This window comes from Thalassotalea hakodatensis (genome assembly GCF_030295995.1).
Taxonomy (GTDB): Bacteria; Pseudomonadota; Gammaproteobacteria; order Enterobacterales; family Alteromonadaceae; genus Thalassotalea_C; species Thalassotalea_C hakodatensis.
On sequence record NZ_AP027365.1, the window covers coordinates 1,438,625 to 1,456,751 of the forward strand.

An 18,127-nucleotide genomic window follows, 5' to 3' on the forward strand; every position below is an offset into this window, starting at 1 on the left:
CGCCCTTTGGGAGCGTGTTAGAGGCGCGATAATTGCGCAAAACGTGTTTGATGTAGAACAACTATACCTGCACACGTTTCGCTTATTCTTCCATCTCTAACATCGCTCTGAACTGACTTAATCTTTATGCCAATTGGTATTATTTAATACCTTAAAGGTTAACTGTAGATTGTCGATCTTGAAAAAATATTTAAATGCGCTCAATCATCGACATGGTGTTTAGTGCGCAATGTGCGATAATTAATGGCCATAGGTTTCTGTTAAAGACAACATAAGCTATGCCCATTGCTAGGCCGATTAACCCTACAGTAATTGAACGTTCAGATAAATCGTAAGAATGTCTAAAGCCGAAAATAAAAGCCTGTAAAATAACCGCAATGAAAGTCGAAAACCAAGTATTAAATAATGCTTGTTCTATCCAATTAATTAAAAAGCCTCTATCGAGAATTTCTTCTAATGCTGATTGTAGCCAAATGAAAGGTATTATCATAAAAAATAATGACCAGTTATTTGAAAGTTTTCCAAATTTAGATTCTGCTTGTTCGTTAGAAAGGTCGGGGGCTAGTTGAAATCCGAGTTCTTGTTTGAACAACTGAAAAATAATAATAGATAAGATGGTAAAGGCAAAAATAAACACGGTTACGAAAAGTAACTTTTTAAAACTTTCAGGTTTGAAAAGGCCAAGTTTTGCTAATGAAACGTGCCTAAAACGAATAAAAGTTATAGCAACAACAAGTGTTGAAAGTGACCAAAATAGACCGTTAGTGATAAAATTATGTTGTTCAAAATAAATCTCGCGTATTAAAAACATTACTGAAAGGTAAATGGCAAGGTCAATGCAATAAGTGTATTGCGACTTACGATATACGGATATAAATGAACCGATTACATTCTTTCTTCCTGAAAACATAAAATACCTCAAGTCAACGTTTATACGCCACCTACAATCTCACGTAAAGCTGCTAGGTGTCCGTTATATGCTTCTCGTCCTGTTTTTGATAATGACAGCCATGTTCTTTGTCTGCCCATATGAGTACGTTTTTGTGCACAAAGATATTGAGCATCTTCAAGTGATTTCAAATGTTTTGAAAGCACAGAATCACTTACGTTAAGCTTTTCTCGTAATACTTTAAATTCTATTTCTGCAGTTGCCGCTAGAATGGCACAAATTTGTAAACGATTTTGTGCATGAATTAGCGGATCAAAGCTGACGTTACTCATGGTGACTGTTGTCCTTAATGTAATTGCCTGTTGAGTAATGATGCAATAAATATGCGAGTACTAGCGCATTGAGTATACCGCCAATGTAGGCGGCATATTCTAAGCCATTTACGCTTAATATGCGGGTGAGAATGATGACTGCCGCAAAAAAAATACCGGAAAATAAATGAAAAAAACATTCACTTTTACTTTTTGGTAGTACCTTAGGCTTTATGCCAAGTAAATGACTGCTGTAAAGATAAAAGGCGACACTTGCTAGAAAACAAATTGCTGAAATAATTAAACCGAGCATCCAAAGGTTTTCATGTCGGGTAGATGCCCAAGAAAAGGTCATCATTCCGTAAAAAAAGGCCATAATGACCGTCAGCCAAAGTGGCGGTCTGATAAGTTTATTGGTACTGCTGTCTATATTGGCTAAACTATCGAGTGCTAGTTGAGCTTCCTCTGTCGATACTTTTTGTTCTTTATTATTCATGATTACGTCCTTTACTTTCCGATGTGGAAAGTAATATAAGTCATACTTTCCAAGTTGGCAAGTTAAAACTTTCCATAGTGGAAAATAATTAGGTGTTTTAGATTTATATCATTGAATTTAATTTTTTATATATGTATTCAGTATGAAAAATTAACGAGAATTTTTGATTTTTTTACTGGTAGATTCCCTCTTTACCAGTCGCGGAATATGTTTAAATGTGGTTTCGGCCACAATATTTTCTTCTGGTTTTGTCATGCACAAAGCCAAATTTGCTGCTTGTTTAGCCATTTCCACGATAGGATAGTGTAGAGTAGTTAGTTTGGGTCTTGAATAACGAGACAATAAAACATCATCAAAGCCGATGACTGAAACGTCGTTTGGCACACGGTACCCGTTATCTTCTAGCGTAGAAATAGCACCAATTGCCATTGCATCATTGTATACAAATAATGCGGTAAAGGGGTGACTACTAGCGAGTAGGTTTTGAGCGGCAATCTCTCCACCTTGCAGGGTAGGGGCTTGATATTCTATAAGTTGTTCTTTGAGTGTTAAATCATGCTCTGACAATGTTTCTTTAAAACCTTTAAGCCTTAGGGCAGGATCTTCTATAGGGTAATGACTGCTTATACAAGCAAGCTTTTGATGTGATAGCGCGATTAAATGACGTGCTGCTATTTTGCCTCCTTCCATGTTATCTAGCCAAATACAGCGATTTTCTAAACCTTTAACCATTCTATCGATCACAACTAAGCCTTTTACTTTTTGGCTTAATTCGTTAAGTTGGCTTTCACTTAATGCCTTGCTGTGCACCACCATCACATCGCAACGTCGCTCAATGAGTAAATTGATTGCTTGCATTTCAGATTCAGCATTAACTTGACTGGTACTTAATAATAATTGTCTATGATGTTCGCGAGCAACCTGTTCTACGCCACTGGCTAAAGAAGCAAAAAAAGGATCAGTTATATCAGGGATCACAACGCCAATAGTTGTGCTTTTTTGTGTTACAAGTGCTCTAGCATTTTCATTCGGTGTGTAACCAAGTTGCAGCATCACTTGACTGACTTTTTCTTTGGTTTTAGCACTTACTTTTGGACCGTTATTTACCACTCGGGATACTGTTGCTACAGATACACCTGCGATACGAGCTACATCTTTAATTGTTGACATATGTAAATGTTTACATTTATTAAGTATTTAACTAGTGCACAGTATATATAAGCAATGCTGCTGGTGCAATATGATAAATTTGTTCCTAAAAAGTAAGCTTGTAATAAAAAGGGAAAACGTTTACATTTACGTCAAATTTACAAGATGGAATGAGTGTATGACTATCGAATTCGATCCAACGGAACATCCACATCGCAGGTTTAATCCCTTATTGCGAGAATGGGTACTGGTTTCTCCGCATCGCGCAAAACGCCCTTGGCAAGGACAAGTAGAGGCAGTTGCTGAGCAACAATCTGTCTCGCATGATCCAAATTGTTATTTATGCGCAGGTAATACGCGTATAAACGGTGAAGTCAATGAGCGTTATGAAACAACGTTTGTCTTTACTAATGACTTTGCTGCGTTAAAAACGGATACCCCACAAGTACAAAATAATGATCCGCTATTTCGAATGGCAACAGAGCAAGGAGAAAGCCGAGTGATCTGTTTTTCTCCTGACCACAGTAAAACCTTGCCAGAATTATCAGTACCTGACATTAAGCATGTTGTTGATACTTGGCAAGTGCAATGTGAAGCGTTAAGCGAACAATACCAATGGATACAAGTGTTTGAAAATAAAGGGGCGGTTATGGGCTGCTCTAATCCACACCCTCACGGGCAAATTTGGGCACAGCAGCAAATTCCAACCTTGGCAGATCGTAAATGCCGTTCTCAGTTAGTGTACTTTAATCAATACCGTAGCAATCTATTGAGTGACTATGCTGTAAAGGAAATAGAACAAGATCAACGTGTTGTTGTACTAAACGACGACTGGGTTGTGGTGGTGCCATATTGGGCAGCATGGCCCTTTGAAACGCTGTTATTACCAAGGTTTACAGTGTCTAGAATGGTTGAATTAACTGAACAACAAAAAACATCACTTGCCGATATCTTGAAAAAAATTGCGACTAAGTACGATAACTTATTTCAATGTTCTTTCCCTTATTCAATGGGATGGCATGGCGCACCGTATGATGGTGAAAAACATCCTGAATGGACATTACATGCGAGCTTTTTACCGCCGCTATTACGCTCAGCAACAGTAAGAAAATTCATGGTTGGCTATGAAATGTTAGCGGAAGCACAGCGTGATTTAACGCCAGAGCAAGCAGCAGAGAGGCTAAAGGCATTACCAAGTACACATTATAAGGAGGCTATGTAATGGTTCAAAAAAATACTATTAATGCTTTATTTAAACAATGTTATCAACAAGAGCCGGATGTGATTTGTTATGCGCCTGCGCGGGTCAATATTATTGGCGATCATACTGACTATAATGATGGTTTTGTTTTTCCCGCTGCGATTGATTGTGGTACCACCATCGCCGCGTCTAAACGTGATGATCAATTAGTCAAAGTGTATTCACATGATTTTGGCAAAAGTTCTACAGAATTTGTTTTAAATCAGTTTAGCTTTGATACCGAACACATGTGGTGTAATTACATTAAAGGTTCGGTCCAAGCATTAATGGAAAAGTACCCTAACCTTAGAGGCGCTAATCTAGTGGTAACGGGTAATGTCGCGCAAGGGGCAGGGTTAAGTTCATCTGCCAGTTTTGAGATGGCAATATTGAAAACCTTTACCTCGTTATACAAATTAGAGTTAGATGGAAAAACTGCCGCTAAAATGGGACAGCAAGCTGAGAATGATTATGTTGGTTGTAATTGCGGCATCATGGATCAACTGATATCGGCTATGGGCAAGAAAGGCCATGCAATGTTACTTGATTGTCGAGATTTAACGTTTGAAGATGCGCCAATTTCAGACGAGTTATCATTGGTTATTATTAATTCTAACGTTAAACGTGGATTAGTTGATAGTGAATATAACTTACGTCGTGAGCAATGTGAACAAGTTGCCAAGCACTTCGGATGTAAAGCTTTACGTGATGTTACGTTAGCGCAATTAGAGTCAGAAAAAGAACAACTGTCAGATGTGCAATATAGACGAGCCAAACATGTGATCACTGAAAATGCTAGAACTGTCGCAGCATTAACGGCATTCAAATCTTCAGACATGTCGACGTTGAGTCAGCTAATGGCTGAGTCACACCAATCGCTTCGGGATGACTTTGAAGTAACGACAAAAGAAATGGATGGTCTAGTGGATATTGTGAGCGCACAAATTGGTAATCAAGGTGGTGTACGCATGACCGGTGGTGGATTTGGCGGTTGTGTTGTTGCTTTGATGCCAAAAGCACTCGTTGAAAAGGTGACTGAGCAGGTAAATATTCAATACCCAGAGCAGTTTGGCTTAACAGCAGATATTTATATTTGTCATGCATCACAAGGTGCATTTAGACATATTGACGAATCTTGATTGATTACAGGATAAACCATGAAAATTTTAGTCACCGGTGGTGCTGGTTATATTGGCTCTCATACCGTTTTATTGCTTTTAACAAACGGCTTTGAAGTTGTTGTACTTGATAATCTCATGAATGCCAGTATTGAATCCATTCGGCGGGTAGAGCACTTAACTGGAAAGAAAGTGTCATTTATTAAGGGAGATATTCAAGACAAAACGGCTTTGACGTCACTTTTTAATGAACACGCTATTGATGCGGTTATACACTTTGCGGCATTAAAAGCAGTGGGTGAATCTTCTACTATCCCTCTAGAGTATTATCAAAACAATGTTCACGGAACATTATGTTTGTTAGAAGTTATGGCAAACCTAAACATTAATCATTTTATTTTTTCCTCGTCAGCGACAGTGTACGGTGGGGAAAATGCTGTACCTTATGAAGAAAGTATGCCGTTAGGTGAAGCGTCTAGCCCTTATGGAGCGAGTAAAGTGATGATTGAGCGAGTGTTAAAAGATCTTGCACAATCAAATTTAGATTTTCGCGCAGTGTGTTTACGTTATTTTAACCCAATCGGTGCCCATGAGAGTGGACAAATTGGTGAAGATCCTAAAGGTATTCCAAATAATTTATTACCTTATGTTGCACAGGTTGCGGTTGGAAAGCGTGAGCGTTTACAGGTTTTTGGTGATGATTATTCTACCCAAGATGGTACGTGCGAGCGTGATTATCTGCACGTCATGGATTTAGCGGAAGGGCATGTAGCAGCAGTCAATTGGTTGCAGAAAAATAGTGAATTTACTGGTGTTGAAGCTTTTAATTTGGGTACCGGTAAAGCGGTGTCTGTATTAAGCATCATCAAGGCGTTTGAACAGGCAAGCCAGCAAAAAGTACCTTATACTATTGCACCACGTCGTCATGGTGATTTACCTGCATTTTGGGCAAATGCTGAAAAGGCTAATAAACAACTTGGCTGGCGAGCCACACGTGATTTAACACAAATGATGACCGACACTTGGCGTTGGCAATCGAACAACCCAGAAGGATATCCAAAGTAAGGCAGGAAGTTTAGTGCATTTTGAGCGGCAATTAATTCAGTTAATAATTGTTATGTTATAACAATTGAGACGAATGGTAGTATTTTCTTGTTAGAAAGCACTGAACTTAAGTGAAAATTCCTTTATTATCTATGGGCTATTTTTCTTTGTTGTACTTTATTCAATAATATACACCAAAGAAAAATAGCCCTAGTACTGCGCACGTTCTGAAATGTGCGTAACCTCAAGTAGTGAGCAGGAATAACTATGATAAAAAAAACCATAACATTGGCAGCTTTGCTTGTATGTACCGCATCATTATCGGCGTACGGTTCAGTGAAGCAAACCAAAGGGAGCTTTGAAGATAAGTTCCGCCAGTTAGATGAAGTGTTACCAACACCTAATGTATACCGTAACGCAGCCGGCGAACCGGGCCATCAATATTGGCAACAACAAGTTGATTATAAAATAAACGTAACGCTTGACGAAGAAAAGCGTCGTTTAGAAGGAACAGAAGAAATTGTTTATGTGAATAATTCACCTGATTCATTGAAATACCTTTGGTTACAATTAGACCAAAATATTTTCAAGCAAGATTCATTAAGTGAGTTATCTACCACATTCAGAGGCAATAAAGCATCAGGCGGAAAAATTAGCTTGTCTGCGTTGCGTCGTCAGCAATTTATTGGCGATTCAGAATTAGGCTATACCATTAATAATGTAAAAGATGGCCGCGGTAATACCTTAAATTACGTGATTGTTGGTACCAACATGCGTATTGATTTACCTAAGCCATTAAAGCCAGGGCAAAAAACATCGTTTTCATTAGACTTTGGGTTTAACATTGTAGAAGAAGATGCTGTTTCGGCGCGTTCAGGCTATGAGCATTTTCCTGACGATGCTCGTGAAGGTGGTAATGATATCTTCTTATTAGCTCAATGGTACCCACGTTTACATGCTTATACCGATTATGAAGCTTGGACAAATAAAGAGTTTCTAGGTCGCGGTGAATTTACCTTAGAGTTTGGTGATTATGAAGTCAATATGACAGTACCGGCTGATCACATTGTATCATCAACGGGTGTGTTAGCTAACCCTAAACAAGTATTAACGAAAGAACAGCGTAAGCGTTTAGAAAAATCAAAAGACGCAGAGCGAATTGTTTTCATTGTGACGGAAGAAGAAGCGTTAGAAAACGAAAAAGCTGGTACAGATAAAACTAAAACGTGGAAATTTAAAGCAAATAACGTACGTGATTTTGCTTGGGCATCGTCACGTAAGTTTATGTGGGACGCTCGCGGCTTTAAACAAGATAATGATGAAACTCCACTTGTGATGGCAATGTCTTTCTATCCTAAAGAAGGTGGTGACTTGTGGAAGAAATATTCGACTGAATCTATTATTCACACCATGGATGTTTATAACCGATTCTCATTTGATTACCCGTACCCAACAGCTCAGTCGGTTAACGGCCCTGTTGGTGGTATGGAATATCCAATGATCACATTTAATGGTCCGCGTACTGAATTACGAGATGACGGTAGCCGCACATATTCACAAGCTGAAAAACGTTTTTTGATCGGCGTGGTTATTCATGAAATTGGTCATATTTATTTCCCTATGGTCGTTAACTCTGATGAGCGTCAGTGGACATGGATGGACGAAGGTTTAAACAGCTTTTTAGATGGTGTTGCTGGTCGAGAATGGGATCCAATGATTCCATGGGGTGTAGAGCCTCGTGATATCACAGGTTACATGAAGTCTTCAAACCAAGTGCCTATTATGACGCAATCTGATAGTGTTTTACGTTTAGGACCAAATGCCTATACTAAACCAGCTGCAGCATTAAACATTTTACGTGAAACGATCCTAGGTCGTGAACTATTTGATTTTGCTTTTAAAGAATATGCACAGCGTTGGAAGTTTAAACGCCCAACACCATCGGATTTCTTCCGTACAATGGAAGAAGCATCAGGGGTTGATTTAGATTGGTTCTGGCGTGGCTGGTTCTACTCGACCGATCATGTTGATATTTCATTAGACCGCGTTTATAAACTGCGCATGGATACTAAAGATCCTGACATTGACTTTGCACGTGAGCGTCAACAAGAATTAGACAAGCCTAAATCTTTAACTGACGAGCGCAACAAAGCAGAAGGTCAAAAATTATGGGTTGAGCGCTTTTCAGATATCACTGATTTTTATGACGAAAATGATCGCTTCACCGTGACTAATAAAGAACGTAATAAATATCAGAAATTCCTTAAAGGCCTTAAAGATTGGGAACGTGAAGTTTTCACTCGTGCGGTAAAAGAAGATAAAAACTACTATGTTTTAGACTTTTCTAATAAAGGTGGTTTAGTTATGCCTATTATTTTAGAGTTATCATTTGAAGATGGTAGTAAAGAAATGATGCGCATTCCTGCTGAAATTTGGCGACGTACACCTAAAGCGGTTAGTAAGTTAATTGTCACTGACAAAAATAAAAACCTAGTGGGTGTAACAGTTGATCCTCGTTGGGAAACAGCAGACGTTGATGTAGAGAATAACCACTACCCACGTCGCATTATTCCTTCGCGTATTGAAAGTTATAAGCGTAAAAAGTCATCAGCAAAAGTGAGCCGAGATATCATGCATGATATTAAAACGGAACTTAAAACAGACGATGATGAAAAAGATCAAGAAAAAGGTAACTAATTAGGTTTTATATGAAATTTATCACTAAAAGCTTAATAATCTGCTTGTTTTTGTTCAGTAATGTTATTTTTGCACATCAACAAAAAGCGGCGATAAGTACTGTGTTATTTAATCCAAACACAGAAAATATTGAAGTAAGTCATCGCTTTTATTTACATGATGCAGAGCATGCTGTTAAACATATTTTTGGTAAAAACGCTGATATTATTCAATCTAAACAAACACAACAACGTTTTTTTGAATATGTGATGTCGCGTTTTTCATTGAAAGACGATAAAGGAAATACTATTGATTTAGGCCCCGTGGGTTTTGAAGTTGATGGTAAATTCTTTTGGGTTTACCAAGAAACAAAACAACCTGTATTGTTGAGCGGGCTTACTATTGAACATACAGCATTGCGTGATATTTGGCCTAGCCAAACAAATACTGTGAATGTAGAAGGTAAGGGTGATGTTAAAACTGCCACGTTTAATGGTAGTGTTGAAGTTGCTAAGATCGAATTTCATTAATTTGATATTGATGTAAAAAGCCGCTAGGTGTTACGCATCTAGCGGCTTTTTTGATCCTGTAATTAAAAGGGTCAGGTACAATATTCAATGATTGAATATTGTACCTGACCCCTTTAATTATTTAATTAGGCTAATTAGATAAAGTTAATCTACACTGAGAGCTTTATTAACATATCAAGGATGATATATGGCAAGGTTACCTAGGATAGATTTACCAAATATTCCGCAACACATTATTCAACGTGGCAACAACCGTCAAGCATGCTTTTATCATGAAAAAGACTTTAAAGCCTACTTAAACTGGCTTAAGTATTATTCGTTGAAAGAAGATGTGGCAATACATGCATGGGTCTTAATGACCAACCACGTGCATTTATTATGCACTCCAAAAAAGCCTAAGGCTGTTAGTTTTATGATGCAAGGATTGGGGAGACGCTACGTTCAATACTTCAATTATAGTCACCAAAGAACTGGAACTTTATGGGAAGGTCGATACAAATCTTGTTTAGTGCAAAATAGCAACTACTTACTAGAAGTTTATCGTTATATAGAATTAAACCCTGTGCGAGCAGGTATGGTCGATAACCCTACTGATTACCCTTGGTCAAGCTATCAAATAAACGCATTGGGTAAGGTATCTAGTTTAGTTTCTTATCATGATCAATATTTGACCCTAGCTCAATCTGATACAGAAAGGCAGGTATAGTATATGGCGCTGTTTGAAGAAAAAATGACTGATATTAATGAACAAACAATAAGGAAGTCGGTAAACAAAGGATTAGTTCTTGGAGACGATAAGTTTAAATCTACTATTGTAGCTTTGACAGGGAATAGAGTGAATTCAGGATGTAGAGGAAGACCAAGAAGTGCTATTGATGATTAACAATTTAAATGTACCTGACCCCTTTTATTTTGGGGTAGGTACATTATTTTGAGTTATTTTAATACTGAGATTTCTATGCTACTTGCTTGATCAGCTTGATGATAAATTCGATGATCTGCTTTAACAAAATCCGCTTCTGTTGCTTTGAATATGTTGTCTACATAATTTTGAGGATTACGATCCAAAAATGGAAACATGCTGCTTTGCACCATTATCTGTAACTTATGGCCACGCTTAAAGGTATGCATAACATCATAAAGTTCAAAATTAACTGGAGTGACTTCATTCGCAGTAAAGGGTTTAGGGTCACTCATTGAGTCTCTAAATCTTCCTCGAATTGAGCCCCAGCGAACAAGTTCATGACGATTACCAAGCTTTTTATCTAACTTATTGCTGTTTTCACTTTTTGCTGGAAACACATCAACCAGTTTTACGATAAGATCAGCAGCTGTTTGAGAAGTACTAAATTTCAATTTGAGCTCGATATTACCTGATAACGTTAAATCTTCTTTTAACGGCTCTGTTTCAAAAATTAATACATCTGGGCGACGTGCAGCAAAGCGTTGATCTTCTGTCATATATGGGCGATCCCAACCGCGACCAATTGCTTTTGAGTGTGGTACTGGTTTATTTGGATCACTAATATATTCAGAAAAACTTTTTTTAGTCGTAGGTTTATCTTTACTGATGCTTTCACCAGCGGTTAAGTATAGCGTTTGTTTTCTAACGGCTTTAGGCGGCCAAGTATCGAAACGATGCCAACGGTTAGCACCAGTATCGAAAATAGTCGCTTTTGCAAGATTGGCACTGTCGCTTGCTTTTAAATGCTCGGTAAAGAAAGGTAACAATATATGCTTTTGAAACCACTTACTGGTATTAAAGCCGTTATCAGCTTCACCCATTTTTGAGCCGTCACCTCGGTTCCACTGTCCGTGATACCAAGGGCCCATTACCAGTTGCACATTGTCTTTTTTATTGCCTTGAGACATGGTTTGATAGGTTTCTAACGGACCATACAAGTCTTCTGTATCGTACCAGCCACCCACAACTAAAGTGGCAGGTTTTGTTTTACCTAAATGCTGCAATACGTCACGTGACTGCCAATAGTCATCGTAATTTGGGTGAGCTGCAAGAGCATCCCAAAATGGACGTTTATGTTTAAAATATTTTTTGTTTACATTCGATAACGGGCCTAAGTCTAAAAAGAACTGATAACCATCATGTGTTGCCATATCTTGACCTTTAGGCCAATAACCATGTTTTTCATCTGGAAAATTATCGAATGTGTCGAAAAAGACAAAAGCCATAGGTAAAACAAAGGCACCATTACGATGAAAATCATCAAAGAACCAGTCAGCAATTGGTGCTTGAGGTGAAATCGCTTTTAATGCTGGGTGAGCATTTATAGAAGCAACTGAGGTGTAGTAACCTGGATAAGAAACACCCCACATGCCAAATTTACCATTGTTGTTATCAAGGTTATTGAGCAACCATTCGATACTATCGTATGTATCGGTAGCATCATCAGTTGCTTTTTTACCGCGTTGATAAGCATTTTGCGGACGCATATTGTCGTATTCTCCCTCTGAACGGAAGCGACCTCTGACATCTTGAAAAACAAAAATAAAGCCTTCTTTTTCAAACGCCTCAGATGGGCCTAATCGAGTGCGATATTTATCTACACCGTATGGTCCAACAGAATATGGGGTGCGTTGCATTAAAACAGGGTATGTTTTTGATACATCGTATGGGGTATAGACAACAGTAAAAAGAGTTTTTCCGTCACGCATTGGAACTTCATATTCGTATTTTGCATAATTTTCACGAATATATTCAGCGCGTTTATCACCGCTGCTGTCGTAAGCTAAAGCGGTCATTGTGCTAGTAATAAAAAGCACCACAACCAGTATGAATTTTCTAAACATAATAAGGCATCTCGTATTGTTGTTTTTGTAAACGAAATTATTGTTACAAGTATGTACTGTATAGGCAAGTGGCAGGCATACCATTCAACAGGTAAAACCCTACCATTCAACGCATTAATGTTAAGGCAGTGAATGAATAACCAAGTAGTAGTCTTTAAGTGAACACGTTATTAGGAGGGTTGTTCTCTTTGTAGCCCTTTTATGTAGAAAACTATACTTCAATTGCTACGCTTCAATTAAATTACGTTTAGTTAGACCCAAAGGGTAGTGTTTTTTGTCATTTATACGTCGTTATTGCTTTTTCATGTGGAATAACTACACATTAATCACAATGCTTGGTCTAAATACCAATAAACGGCTGCAAAAATAAACGCGAAAGATCAACAGATCCTAGTCACAGATCAAATAAGTGATTTAAGAAATTATTTCAATACAGCCTGTAGAATTTACATAAGTTTGTATAACAAATATAAATTGCAATCAATGAATATGCTTTATAGCCTATTAAACCAGTACTTAAAAAAGAATCGATCATGGTATAGCCATTGCACCTGTATGTTTGACTCACAAAATAGAGTGAGAAATTTTAATTAAATATTGGAGAGTACTATGGCTAGTCAAGCAACGAAAGCACAGAGTGAAAACAGTGAATCAAAAACGACTAAAGGTAACGGATCATCTCCTATTGCAAATAAACTTACTGAGTCGTTACATCAATCTGTAGATCATTTAGGTGAGCAAGCAGCTAAAACTGAAGAATCGCTAAGAAAAAACGCGACTAATTCAGCAAATTCAATGAAAGATAAGCAAGTAAAAGTGCAAAGTATGTGGAATCAATCGGCAGTAGGTCGATACACACAAGAACATCCTGTGGCCTCAGCGGGTATTGCTTTTGCAGCTGGAATGCTACTGACTAGCTTACTTAAGAGAAAGTAACGGATGAATAATAACGCTGAACATCAAGCTCAAGAAAGTGCAACGTCTGCGAATGACGTTGCACTTTCAGAGATATTATCTGCATGGCAAGAAGTATTAACTGTTTATAAATTGCAGATACTAAAAGCGGGTGATCTTGTTGGCTCAGAAATTAAACTCAGTATTAAAGCGATGACTTTAAGTTTAATAGGCTTATTGGTGTTAGTTGGTATTGGTTTAATCATGTGGATAACCGTTTGTCTAACCATTGCCTATGCTGTATTTACCTTTGGAGGTCATTGGTTGTTGATTCCCGCTACAGTATTGTTGATTAATGCAATTGTGGCTTGGATAAGCTTTAAATTGTATAAGCAAAGTAAATCGGCGATAGGGTTACCGTATGCAAAGTCGTTGTTGGTGAATTCAGAATCTGAGGAGTAAGCTATGTTTGATCTGCTAAAAAAGCATAAAGCAAATGTTCAGTATATATATGATGATTATCAAATTGTTACATCGTATAAAAGGATGAGCATAGAGCAAGCGAAAAATAAAAGCTTATACGTTATCGGTTCGCCAAAAGGACTAGCTGCCAGTTTTGCCGCAGGTTCAGTGGCTGGTTTACCGTCTTCTTCGCATCAGCGTTTATTACCTTTGATCAAGTTGTTTGTGTTTTAATTGATACTTGTTCTGAAGACGGTAAATTTGCCATTTATCTATTTATTTTCAACATGTTTTTTAAAATTGTTCAGGATCATTTTCCATCCTTGTTTCTGTTGTTCTAGAGTGCTTTCATCTTCTGTTTGAAAGGTTTCTTTAACGGTTGTGCCGTTGTCGGTTTCAATGAACTCAACCGATACAGTACGTCCATCATTCAGGGTAAAATTAATTGCCTCAAAAGCAATTATTTTGCTAAATTCCCCTGAAAAATCAAAGGCCATGGAGTTATCTTTCGCTGCCATACGATAGTTAAATTGACCTCCTTCCTTAAAGTCTATTTCCGCGTTAGGACAGCACCAATCATCGTTGGCAAAATTCCAACATTTAATGTCTTCTGGTGTCACCCATGCATGCCAAGTCTTGCTTAATGGCATATTCACAGTTGTTTCTATAACTACGTTCATGTTATCTCCTCTGTATTAGATTTAAGTGTACGCTAAGCCAAAATCAGGCTTTGTGTATTAGTCGAACGTAGTAATGGTAAATCGACATGTTATGCTAATTATTTTTATCAAGGTCTGTCGACCTTTCGAGATTAAAGATTGCATAGAAGTGTTGGAACAGGTTTAGTCTTAATTCTTCATATTGTTATATTTCGTGTTCACAAGTGCTGTGTTTTTTTATGATTATTTTTTTAAGGTGATTTTTTATTAACCTTTGTTCAAAATAAAGTGCCACAAAACTGCCTACACCAAAAGAGGTAAAGCTAAGTACAATAAAAAGAAGACTGAATATTGAGCCTTGAGTAATGTAATTCAGGTATAAATTGAAAGGGAGCACGATTAATAAAAAGCCAACGACTTTAATAAACTCACGAAATAATTTGGTATTTTCTTTTGCTTCAACAATATAATTTTCAATGAGTTCATGAGAAGTATCGTTAACTTGAGGGAAGGTTTTGCGTATCCAGCGTGAATAATTCAAAAAGTAATCCTTTTAATTCAGTTCGTTTAACAGTGCTATTATAGAAAATAAAAGAGATCGTAACAACGATGTACGTAAGTCAACAGTTCTCGTAATTCGATGTTCAGTCGACGCGTTTTAATGCTTGCTGTAACGAAGCTTGTATAGCTTTTAGCTTGGGATTTTTACTGTTACTGGTGATGGCATATAGGTTATGTATAAAACTTCTTGTGTTATGAAGCTTTGCTAGGCCTTGCTCGCTTTGATAAACGTTTTGCCAGTTCTCAAAGGGGGCAGGAGATGTTACGGAAGTTAACCAATTAGCGAATTCATTAGCAGAAAGCTTGTTTTGCAAAATAATATAAACAACCGGCATGGCTAAGCGTTTAGGCTCCCCAAAAGTATAGAAGGTGTTTGTAGGAGTAATTTGTTGCTTTATTGCAGTTAATATCTGCTGATGCTGAGCTTTAGTAACTTGTTTATTAAGTGCAAGTTGTAAGAAAATATCAGCCGTATGGGCAACATTGTGTCGCCAGCCTTCTTGTTCGTTAAATCCTCGGTAATCTGAAATGTTCGACATGAAACGAGTGCTAACATCAACAATGGTTTGCCGTTCTTGCTCTGTCATATAAGGGGTTATGCGATCAACACGAACCACTTCCGATAATACTAATGCCGCGAAAGGTTGTTCGAAACCATTAGAGTCTATGCTTTTAGAGGTTAATATTGTTTGTAGTTTGTTTAATAAGGTATGGAGTGTTTTAATTTCAAGTTCATTGTTTCTTAGCCATGCGCTGTATGCTTGATAAACAATTTCATCACGTATTTTAGGGTCAGGGTGAGACAAACAATTAAGTAAGATAATCGCGAAATTATTGCGCTTTTTATCATCTTTGATAGTAAAGTCATTTGTTTTTAAAGACTTAAGATCTTCAGAGGTGATTTGTTGCTGACATTCATTAGCCAATCCGGTATGCGTAAAAAAAGTTAATGACGTAAGTAGAATTAAGGAGGTTATTTTCATTATTTTGCCTTAGTAGAATATGTTCGCTTGTGATAAGGCTAATACGAAAACTAGCTGACCAAGCAAGTTCTTCATTGTTTGTTAATTGCTGGCATGTTGTCAATGAATAAGAGGGAAAATTATTAAAGCTAATATCTTGACCTTATTAAGGTGTTATCTGTAAAAATAGTCTTTATAATCAGCCACAAAATTCAATAAAAAAAGCTAATTTGCTTCGTTTTACCTATGCATTATCTTCTTGTTGTTTTCATCGGTGCTTTTTTACTGTTTCAAGTACAGCCATTGATCGCTAAATTAATTTTACCGTATTTTGGTGGGGGAGCTGCTGTTTGGACAGCTTGCATGTTATTTTTTCAAGCTTTTTTATTAGCAGGTTATGGCTATAGTCATGCATTATCACGAATAAAATCGGTTAAACATCAAGTGATGCTTCATGTGATATTGTTGTTTATCAGTGTGATCACTCTTCCTATTGGTTTGTCTGAACAAGCTTTACTGAGCACCTATGATGACAGTCCCTTATTAAATATTTTATATCAATTAATGTTGTCTGTTGGCCTACCTTATTTTGTTTTATCGTCAACGGGTCCGTTGGTGCAAAATTGGTATGCTAGTAACCATCAAGGTAAAGCGCCTTATTTTCTATATTCATGGTCAAATGTTGCTTCTTTAATTGCGTTGTTAAGTTTTCCTTTTGTCATTGAACCGCAATTATCAGCTTCAATTCAATTAACTGTTTGGTCAGTGCTATATGGGCTATATGTGCTAGCTTTTATGGTTATATCGATTTCGACTTATCGAAATCATTTGATTTCGTCAATAGAATTAACACAAAATCTTGCTGGAGTGGGGATTGAAAATGGGGTTGCGCAGATTGATGTGCATACACATAGTTTTACATTAACGAATGCATTTTCTTGGGTTGCTTTGTCATCACTTGGGGTTATTTTTTTAGTGGCGACTACTAATGCAATCACACAAAATGTTGCGCCCATTCCGTTTCTTTGGATCTTACCTCTTTGTTTGTATCTGCTTAGTTTTATTATTTGTTTTCATAGTAACCGTTGGTACATTCGCTGGTATTGGTTGGTGTTGTTTGTATTAAGCAGTATTATTGCGATTTTTTTGTATTTCATCGGTTCTCAGTTTGATTTAATTACGCAAGTGATTCTCTATAGTTTTGTATTGCTTACTGCCTGCATGGTTTGTCATGGTGAGTTGGCGAAAACTAAGCCTGCGCCAAGGTATTTAACGCATTTTTATCTACTTATTGCACTGGGCGGTTTCCTTGGTTCGTTGTTTGTTGCCTTTATTGCCACGAATGTATTTCAACAGTTTCTTGAATTTCCATTAGCGTTTATTGGCTTACTATTGTTACTGACAATGGTGTATTGGCGAGAAAACTTGTCGACAAAATACATCATAGCGATGTCATTGTCAGCGGTGCTATGTGCTTCTCTATTCAGTGTGTTACTTAGTCGTTATCAACAAAATGATATTTTTCAGCAACGTAATTTTTATGGCATTTTAACGGTAAAAGATGTTGATGTTGCGGGTAAAACTGAACGTCGCCTTGTTGATGGAACAACATCACACGGTACACAATATCTTGATGAATCATTACAACAAATACCGTTAAGTTATTATCGTAAAGGCACAGGAGGTGCAATTGCGATTGAGCTCATGCAAAAGACAAAACAAACTGGGATCAATGTAGGGTTTGTCGGTTTAGGTGCTGGTGCGTTGGCAGCCTATGGTGAAAAAGAAGATCATTTCAGCTTTTTTGAATTAAACCCAGCAGTGATCGATGCAGCACAACGTTATTTTACTTTTTTAGCACATTCTAAAGCTCAAATTGAAGTGATAAAAGGGGATGCCCGTATTTCTATCGCGAAAAATAGAGCTCAACTGGTAAATAAACCCTTTGATGTATTGGTGTTAGATGCGTTTTCAGGTGACAGTATTCCTCAACATTTATTGACTGTAGAGGCGTTGAAGCTTTATCAGCAAGTGGTGAGCGAACAAGGGATCATTGCGATACATATTTCTAATAGTCATTTAAATTTATTGCCACTGATGAAAGGGCTTGCAGATAAGGTTCAATTGGAATTGGTGTATTTTCATACGGCAGGTAAACGTGCTGAAAGCCATGATACTGATTGGGTTTGGCTGACACAGAATAACAATTTAATAGATAACCCTGTCGTTAAGTTACAGAGTACGCGAGTAAAACTGTCATCGATAGAGCAAATAGTTTGGACTGATGATCACAGTCACTTAATGTCATTACTTAAATAATCAAAGCTA

The 18,127-nt window shown here is 37.4% G+C and carries 19 protein-coding genes; 11 read left to right on the forward strand and 8 right to left on the reverse strand.

The annotated features are described in order from the left end of the window. Positions 1 to 190 precede the first annotated feature (190 nt). From QUE72_RS06285 to QUE72_RS06300, 4 genes are all read right to left on the reverse strand, one after another. Positions 191 to 910 (reverse strand): CPBP family intramembrane glutamic endopeptidase, encoded by a 720-nt coding sequence (locus QUE72_RS06285; protein ID WP_286272252.1) that lies wholly within the window; start codon positions 908 to 910, stop codon positions 191 to 193. A gap of 20 nt (positions 911 to 930) precedes the next feature. Further along, complete coding sequence (locus tag QUE72_RS06290) at positions 931 to 1,221, reverse strand: transcriptional regulator (protein ID WP_074499951.1); 291 nt, start codon at positions 1,219 to 1,221, stop codon at positions 931 to 933. Further along, the gene (locus QUE72_RS06295; protein ID WP_286272254.1) at positions 1,214 to 1,696 is read right to left on the reverse strand and encodes a hypothetical protein; all 483 of its coding nucleotides are present in this window, start codon (positions 1,694 to 1,696) and stop codon (positions 1,214 to 1,216) included. Before QUE72_RS06295 ends, QUE72_RS06290 begins: the two co-directional genes overlap by 8 nt. Positions 1,697 to 1,846: 150 nt before the next feature. After that, positions 1,847 to 2,866 carry a LacI family DNA-binding transcriptional regulator gene (locus QUE72_RS06300; RefSeq protein ID WP_286272255.1) on the reverse strand — a complete coding sequence of 340 codons (1,020 nt, stop codon included), beginning with the start codon at positions 2,864 to 2,866 and terminating at the stop codon, positions 1,847 to 1,849. Between the two features lie 157 nt (positions 2,867 to 3,023). Between QUE72_RS06300 and QUE72_RS06305 the strand changes: the two genes are divergently transcribed. The 7 genes from QUE72_RS06305 (at position 3,024) to QUE72_RS06335 (ending at position 10,336) form a co-directional block, all read left to right on the forward strand. Next, complete coding sequence (locus QUE72_RS06305) at positions 3,024 to 4,067, forward strand: UDP-glucose--hexose-1-phosphate uridylyltransferase (protein ID WP_286272257.1); 1,044 nt, start codon at positions 3,024 to 3,026, stop codon at positions 4,065 to 4,067. After that, positions 4,067 to 5,224 (forward strand): galactokinase, encoded by a 1,158-nt coding sequence (galK, locus tag QUE72_RS06310; protein WP_286272259.1) that lies wholly within the window; start codon positions 4,067 to 4,069, stop codon positions 5,222 to 5,224. Before QUE72_RS06305 ends, galK begins: the two co-directional genes overlap by 1 nt. 18 nt (positions 5,225 to 5,242) lie before the next feature. Next, positions 5,243 to 6,268, forward strand: coding sequence for a UDP-glucose 4-epimerase GalE (gene galE / locus QUE72_RS06315; protein WP_286272260.1), 1,026 nt, complete (start codon positions 5,243 to 5,245; stop codon positions 6,266 to 6,268). Positions 6,269 to 6,514: 246 nt separating this feature from the next. Then, positions 6,515 to 8,944, forward strand: a complete 2,430-nt coding sequence (locus QUE72_RS06320) for a M1 family metallopeptidase (RefSeq protein ID WP_074499966.1) — start codon at positions 6,515 to 6,517, stop codon at positions 8,942 to 8,944. 11 nt (positions 8,945 to 8,955) lie between these two features. Further along, positions 8,956 to 9,453, forward strand: a complete 498-nt coding sequence (locus QUE72_RS06325; protein WP_074499968.1) for a DUF6702 family protein — start codon at positions 8,956 to 8,958, stop codon at positions 9,451 to 9,453. A 187-nt stretch (positions 9,454 to 9,640) separates the two neighbouring features. Then, positions 9,641 to 10,159, forward strand: a complete 519-nt coding sequence (locus QUE72_RS06330; protein WP_286272261.1) for a transposase — start codon at positions 9,641 to 9,643, stop codon at positions 10,157 to 10,159. Positions 10,160 to 10,162: 3 nt separating this feature from the next. Then, positions 10,163 to 10,336 (forward strand): hypothetical protein, encoded by a 174-nt coding sequence (locus QUE72_RS06335; RefSeq protein WP_286272262.1) that lies wholly within the window; start codon positions 10,163 to 10,165, stop codon positions 10,334 to 10,336. 53 nt (positions 10,337 to 10,389) lie between these two features. Here the strand turns inward: QUE72_RS06335 and QUE72_RS06340 are convergent, their stop codons facing one another. After that, positions 10,390 to 12,261 carry a CocE/NonD family hydrolase gene (locus QUE72_RS06340; protein WP_286272263.1) on the reverse strand — a complete coding sequence of 624 codons (1,872 nt, stop codon included), beginning with the start codon at positions 12,259 to 12,261 and terminating at the stop codon, positions 10,390 to 10,392. Positions 12,262 to 12,870: 609 nt separating this feature from the next. Between QUE72_RS06340 and QUE72_RS06345 the strand changes: the two genes are divergently transcribed. Genes QUE72_RS06345 through QUE72_RS06355 form a run of 3 tightly spaced genes read left to right on the forward strand, consistent with a single transcriptional unit; the run spans position 12,871 to position 13,851 of the window. Beyond that, complete coding sequence (locus QUE72_RS06345) at positions 12,871 to 13,197, forward strand: DUF883 C-terminal domain-containing protein (RefSeq protein WP_074499978.1); 327 nt, start codon at positions 12,871 to 12,873, stop codon at positions 13,195 to 13,197. A 3-nt stretch (positions 13,198 to 13,200) separates the two neighbouring features. Continuing rightward, on the forward strand, positions 13,201 to 13,617 hold the full coding sequence (locus QUE72_RS06350) for a hypothetical protein (protein WP_074499981.1): 417 nt from the start codon (positions 13,201 to 13,203) through the stop codon (positions 13,615 to 13,617). 3 nt (positions 13,618 to 13,620) lie between these two features. Then, on the forward strand, positions 13,621 to 13,851 hold the full coding sequence (locus QUE72_RS06355) for a hypothetical protein (protein ID WP_286272264.1): 231 nt from the start codon (positions 13,621 to 13,623) through the stop codon (positions 13,849 to 13,851). Positions 13,852 to 13,889: 38 nt separating this feature from the next. On the opposite strand, the gene QUE72_RS06360 is transcribed toward QUE72_RS06355, so the two are convergent. From QUE72_RS06360 to QUE72_RS06370, 3 genes are all read right to left on the reverse strand, one after another. Continuing rightward, complete coding sequence (locus QUE72_RS06360) at positions 13,890 to 14,297, reverse strand: SRPBCC domain-containing protein (RefSeq protein ID WP_286272265.1); 408 nt, start codon at positions 14,295 to 14,297, stop codon at positions 13,890 to 13,892. 184 nt (positions 14,298 to 14,481) lie between these two features. Next, on the reverse strand, positions 14,482 to 14,817 hold the full coding sequence (locus QUE72_RS06365; RefSeq protein ID WP_286272267.1) for a hypothetical protein: 336 nt from the start codon (positions 14,815 to 14,817) through the stop codon (positions 14,482 to 14,484). 103 nt (positions 14,818 to 14,920) lie between these two features. After that, positions 14,921 to 15,820: a DUF2785 domain-containing protein gene (locus QUE72_RS06370; RefSeq protein ID WP_286272268.1), complete on the reverse strand. Its 900-nt coding sequence runs from the start codon at positions 15,818 to 15,820 to the stop codon at positions 14,921 to 14,923. Positions 15,821 to 16,045: 225 nt separating this feature from the next. Between QUE72_RS06370 and QUE72_RS06375 the strand changes: the two genes are divergently transcribed. Beyond that, positions 16,046 to 18,118 (forward strand): spermidine synthase, encoded by a 2,073-nt coding sequence (locus QUE72_RS06375; protein WP_286272270.1) that lies wholly within the window; start codon positions 16,046 to 16,048, stop codon positions 18,116 to 18,118. Positions 18,119 to 18,127 lie beyond the last annotated feature (9 nt).

Bases quoted from the DNA above. Each gene is read 5' to 3' on its own strand.
- QUE72_RS06340 (WP_286272263.1), bottom strand. From the start codon at position 12,261: ATGTTTAGAAAATTCATACTGGTTGTGGTGCTTTTTATTACTAGCACA.
- QUE72_RS06295 (WP_286272254.1), bottom strand. From the start codon at position 1,696: ATGAATAATAAAGAACAAAAAGTATCGACAGAGGAAGCTCAACTAGCA.
- QUE72_RS06325 (WP_074499968.1), top strand. From the start codon at position 8,956: ATGAAATTTATCACTAAAAGCTTAATAATCTGCTTGTTTTTGTTCAGT.
- QUE72_RS06370 (WP_286272268.1), bottom strand. From the start codon at position 15,820: ATGAAAATAACCTCCTTAATTCTACTTACGTCATTAACTTTTTTTACG.
- galK (WP_286272259.1), top strand. From the start codon at position 4,067: ATGGTTCAAAAAAATACTATTAATGCTTTATTTAAACAATGTTATCAA.
- QUE72_RS06285 (WP_286272252.1), bottom strand. From the start codon at position 910: ATGTTTTCAGGAAGAAAGAATGTAATCGGTTCATTTATATCCGTATAT.
- QUE72_RS06360 (WP_286272265.1), bottom strand. From the start codon at position 14,297: ATGAACGTAGTTATAGAAACAACTGTGAATATGCCATTAAGCAAGACT.
- QUE72_RS06355 (WP_286272264.1), top strand. From the start codon at position 13,621: ATGTTTGATCTGCTAAAAAAGCATAAAGCAAATGTTCAGTATATATAT.
- QUE72_RS06345 (WP_074499978.1), top strand. From the start codon at position 12,871: ATGGCTAGTCAAGCAACGAAAGCACAGAGTGAAAACAGTGAATCAAAA.
- galE (WP_286272260.1), top strand. From the start codon at position 5,243: ATGAAAATTTTAGTCACCGGTGGTGCTGGTTATATTGGCTCTCATACC.
- QUE72_RS06300 (WP_286272255.1), bottom strand. From the start codon at position 2,866: ATGTCAACAATTAAAGATGTAGCTCGTATCGCAGGTGTATCTGTAGCA.
- QUE72_RS06335 (WP_286272262.1), top strand. From the start codon at position 10,163: ATGGCGCTGTTTGAAGAAAAAATGACTGATATTAATGAACAAACAATA.
- QUE72_RS06305 (WP_286272257.1), top strand. From the start codon at position 3,024: ATGACTATCGAATTCGATCCAACGGAACATCCACATCGCAGGTTTAAT.
- QUE72_RS06375 (WP_286272270.1), top strand. From the start codon at position 16,046: ATGCATTATCTTCTTGTTGTTTTCATCGGTGCTTTTTTACTGTTTCAA.
- QUE72_RS06330 (WP_286272261.1), top strand. From the start codon at position 9,641: ATGGCAAGGTTACCTAGGATAGATTTACCAAATATTCCGCAACACATT.
- QUE72_RS06290 (WP_074499951.1), bottom strand. From the start codon at position 1,221: ATGAGTAACGTCAGCTTTGATCCGCTAATTCATGCACAAAATCGTTTA.
- QUE72_RS06350 (WP_074499981.1), top strand. From the start codon at position 13,201: ATGAATAATAACGCTGAACATCAAGCTCAAGAAAGTGCAACGTCTGCG.
- QUE72_RS06320 (WP_074499966.1), top strand. From the start codon at position 6,515: ATGATAAAAAAAACCATAACATTGGCAGCTTTGCTTGTATGTACCGCA.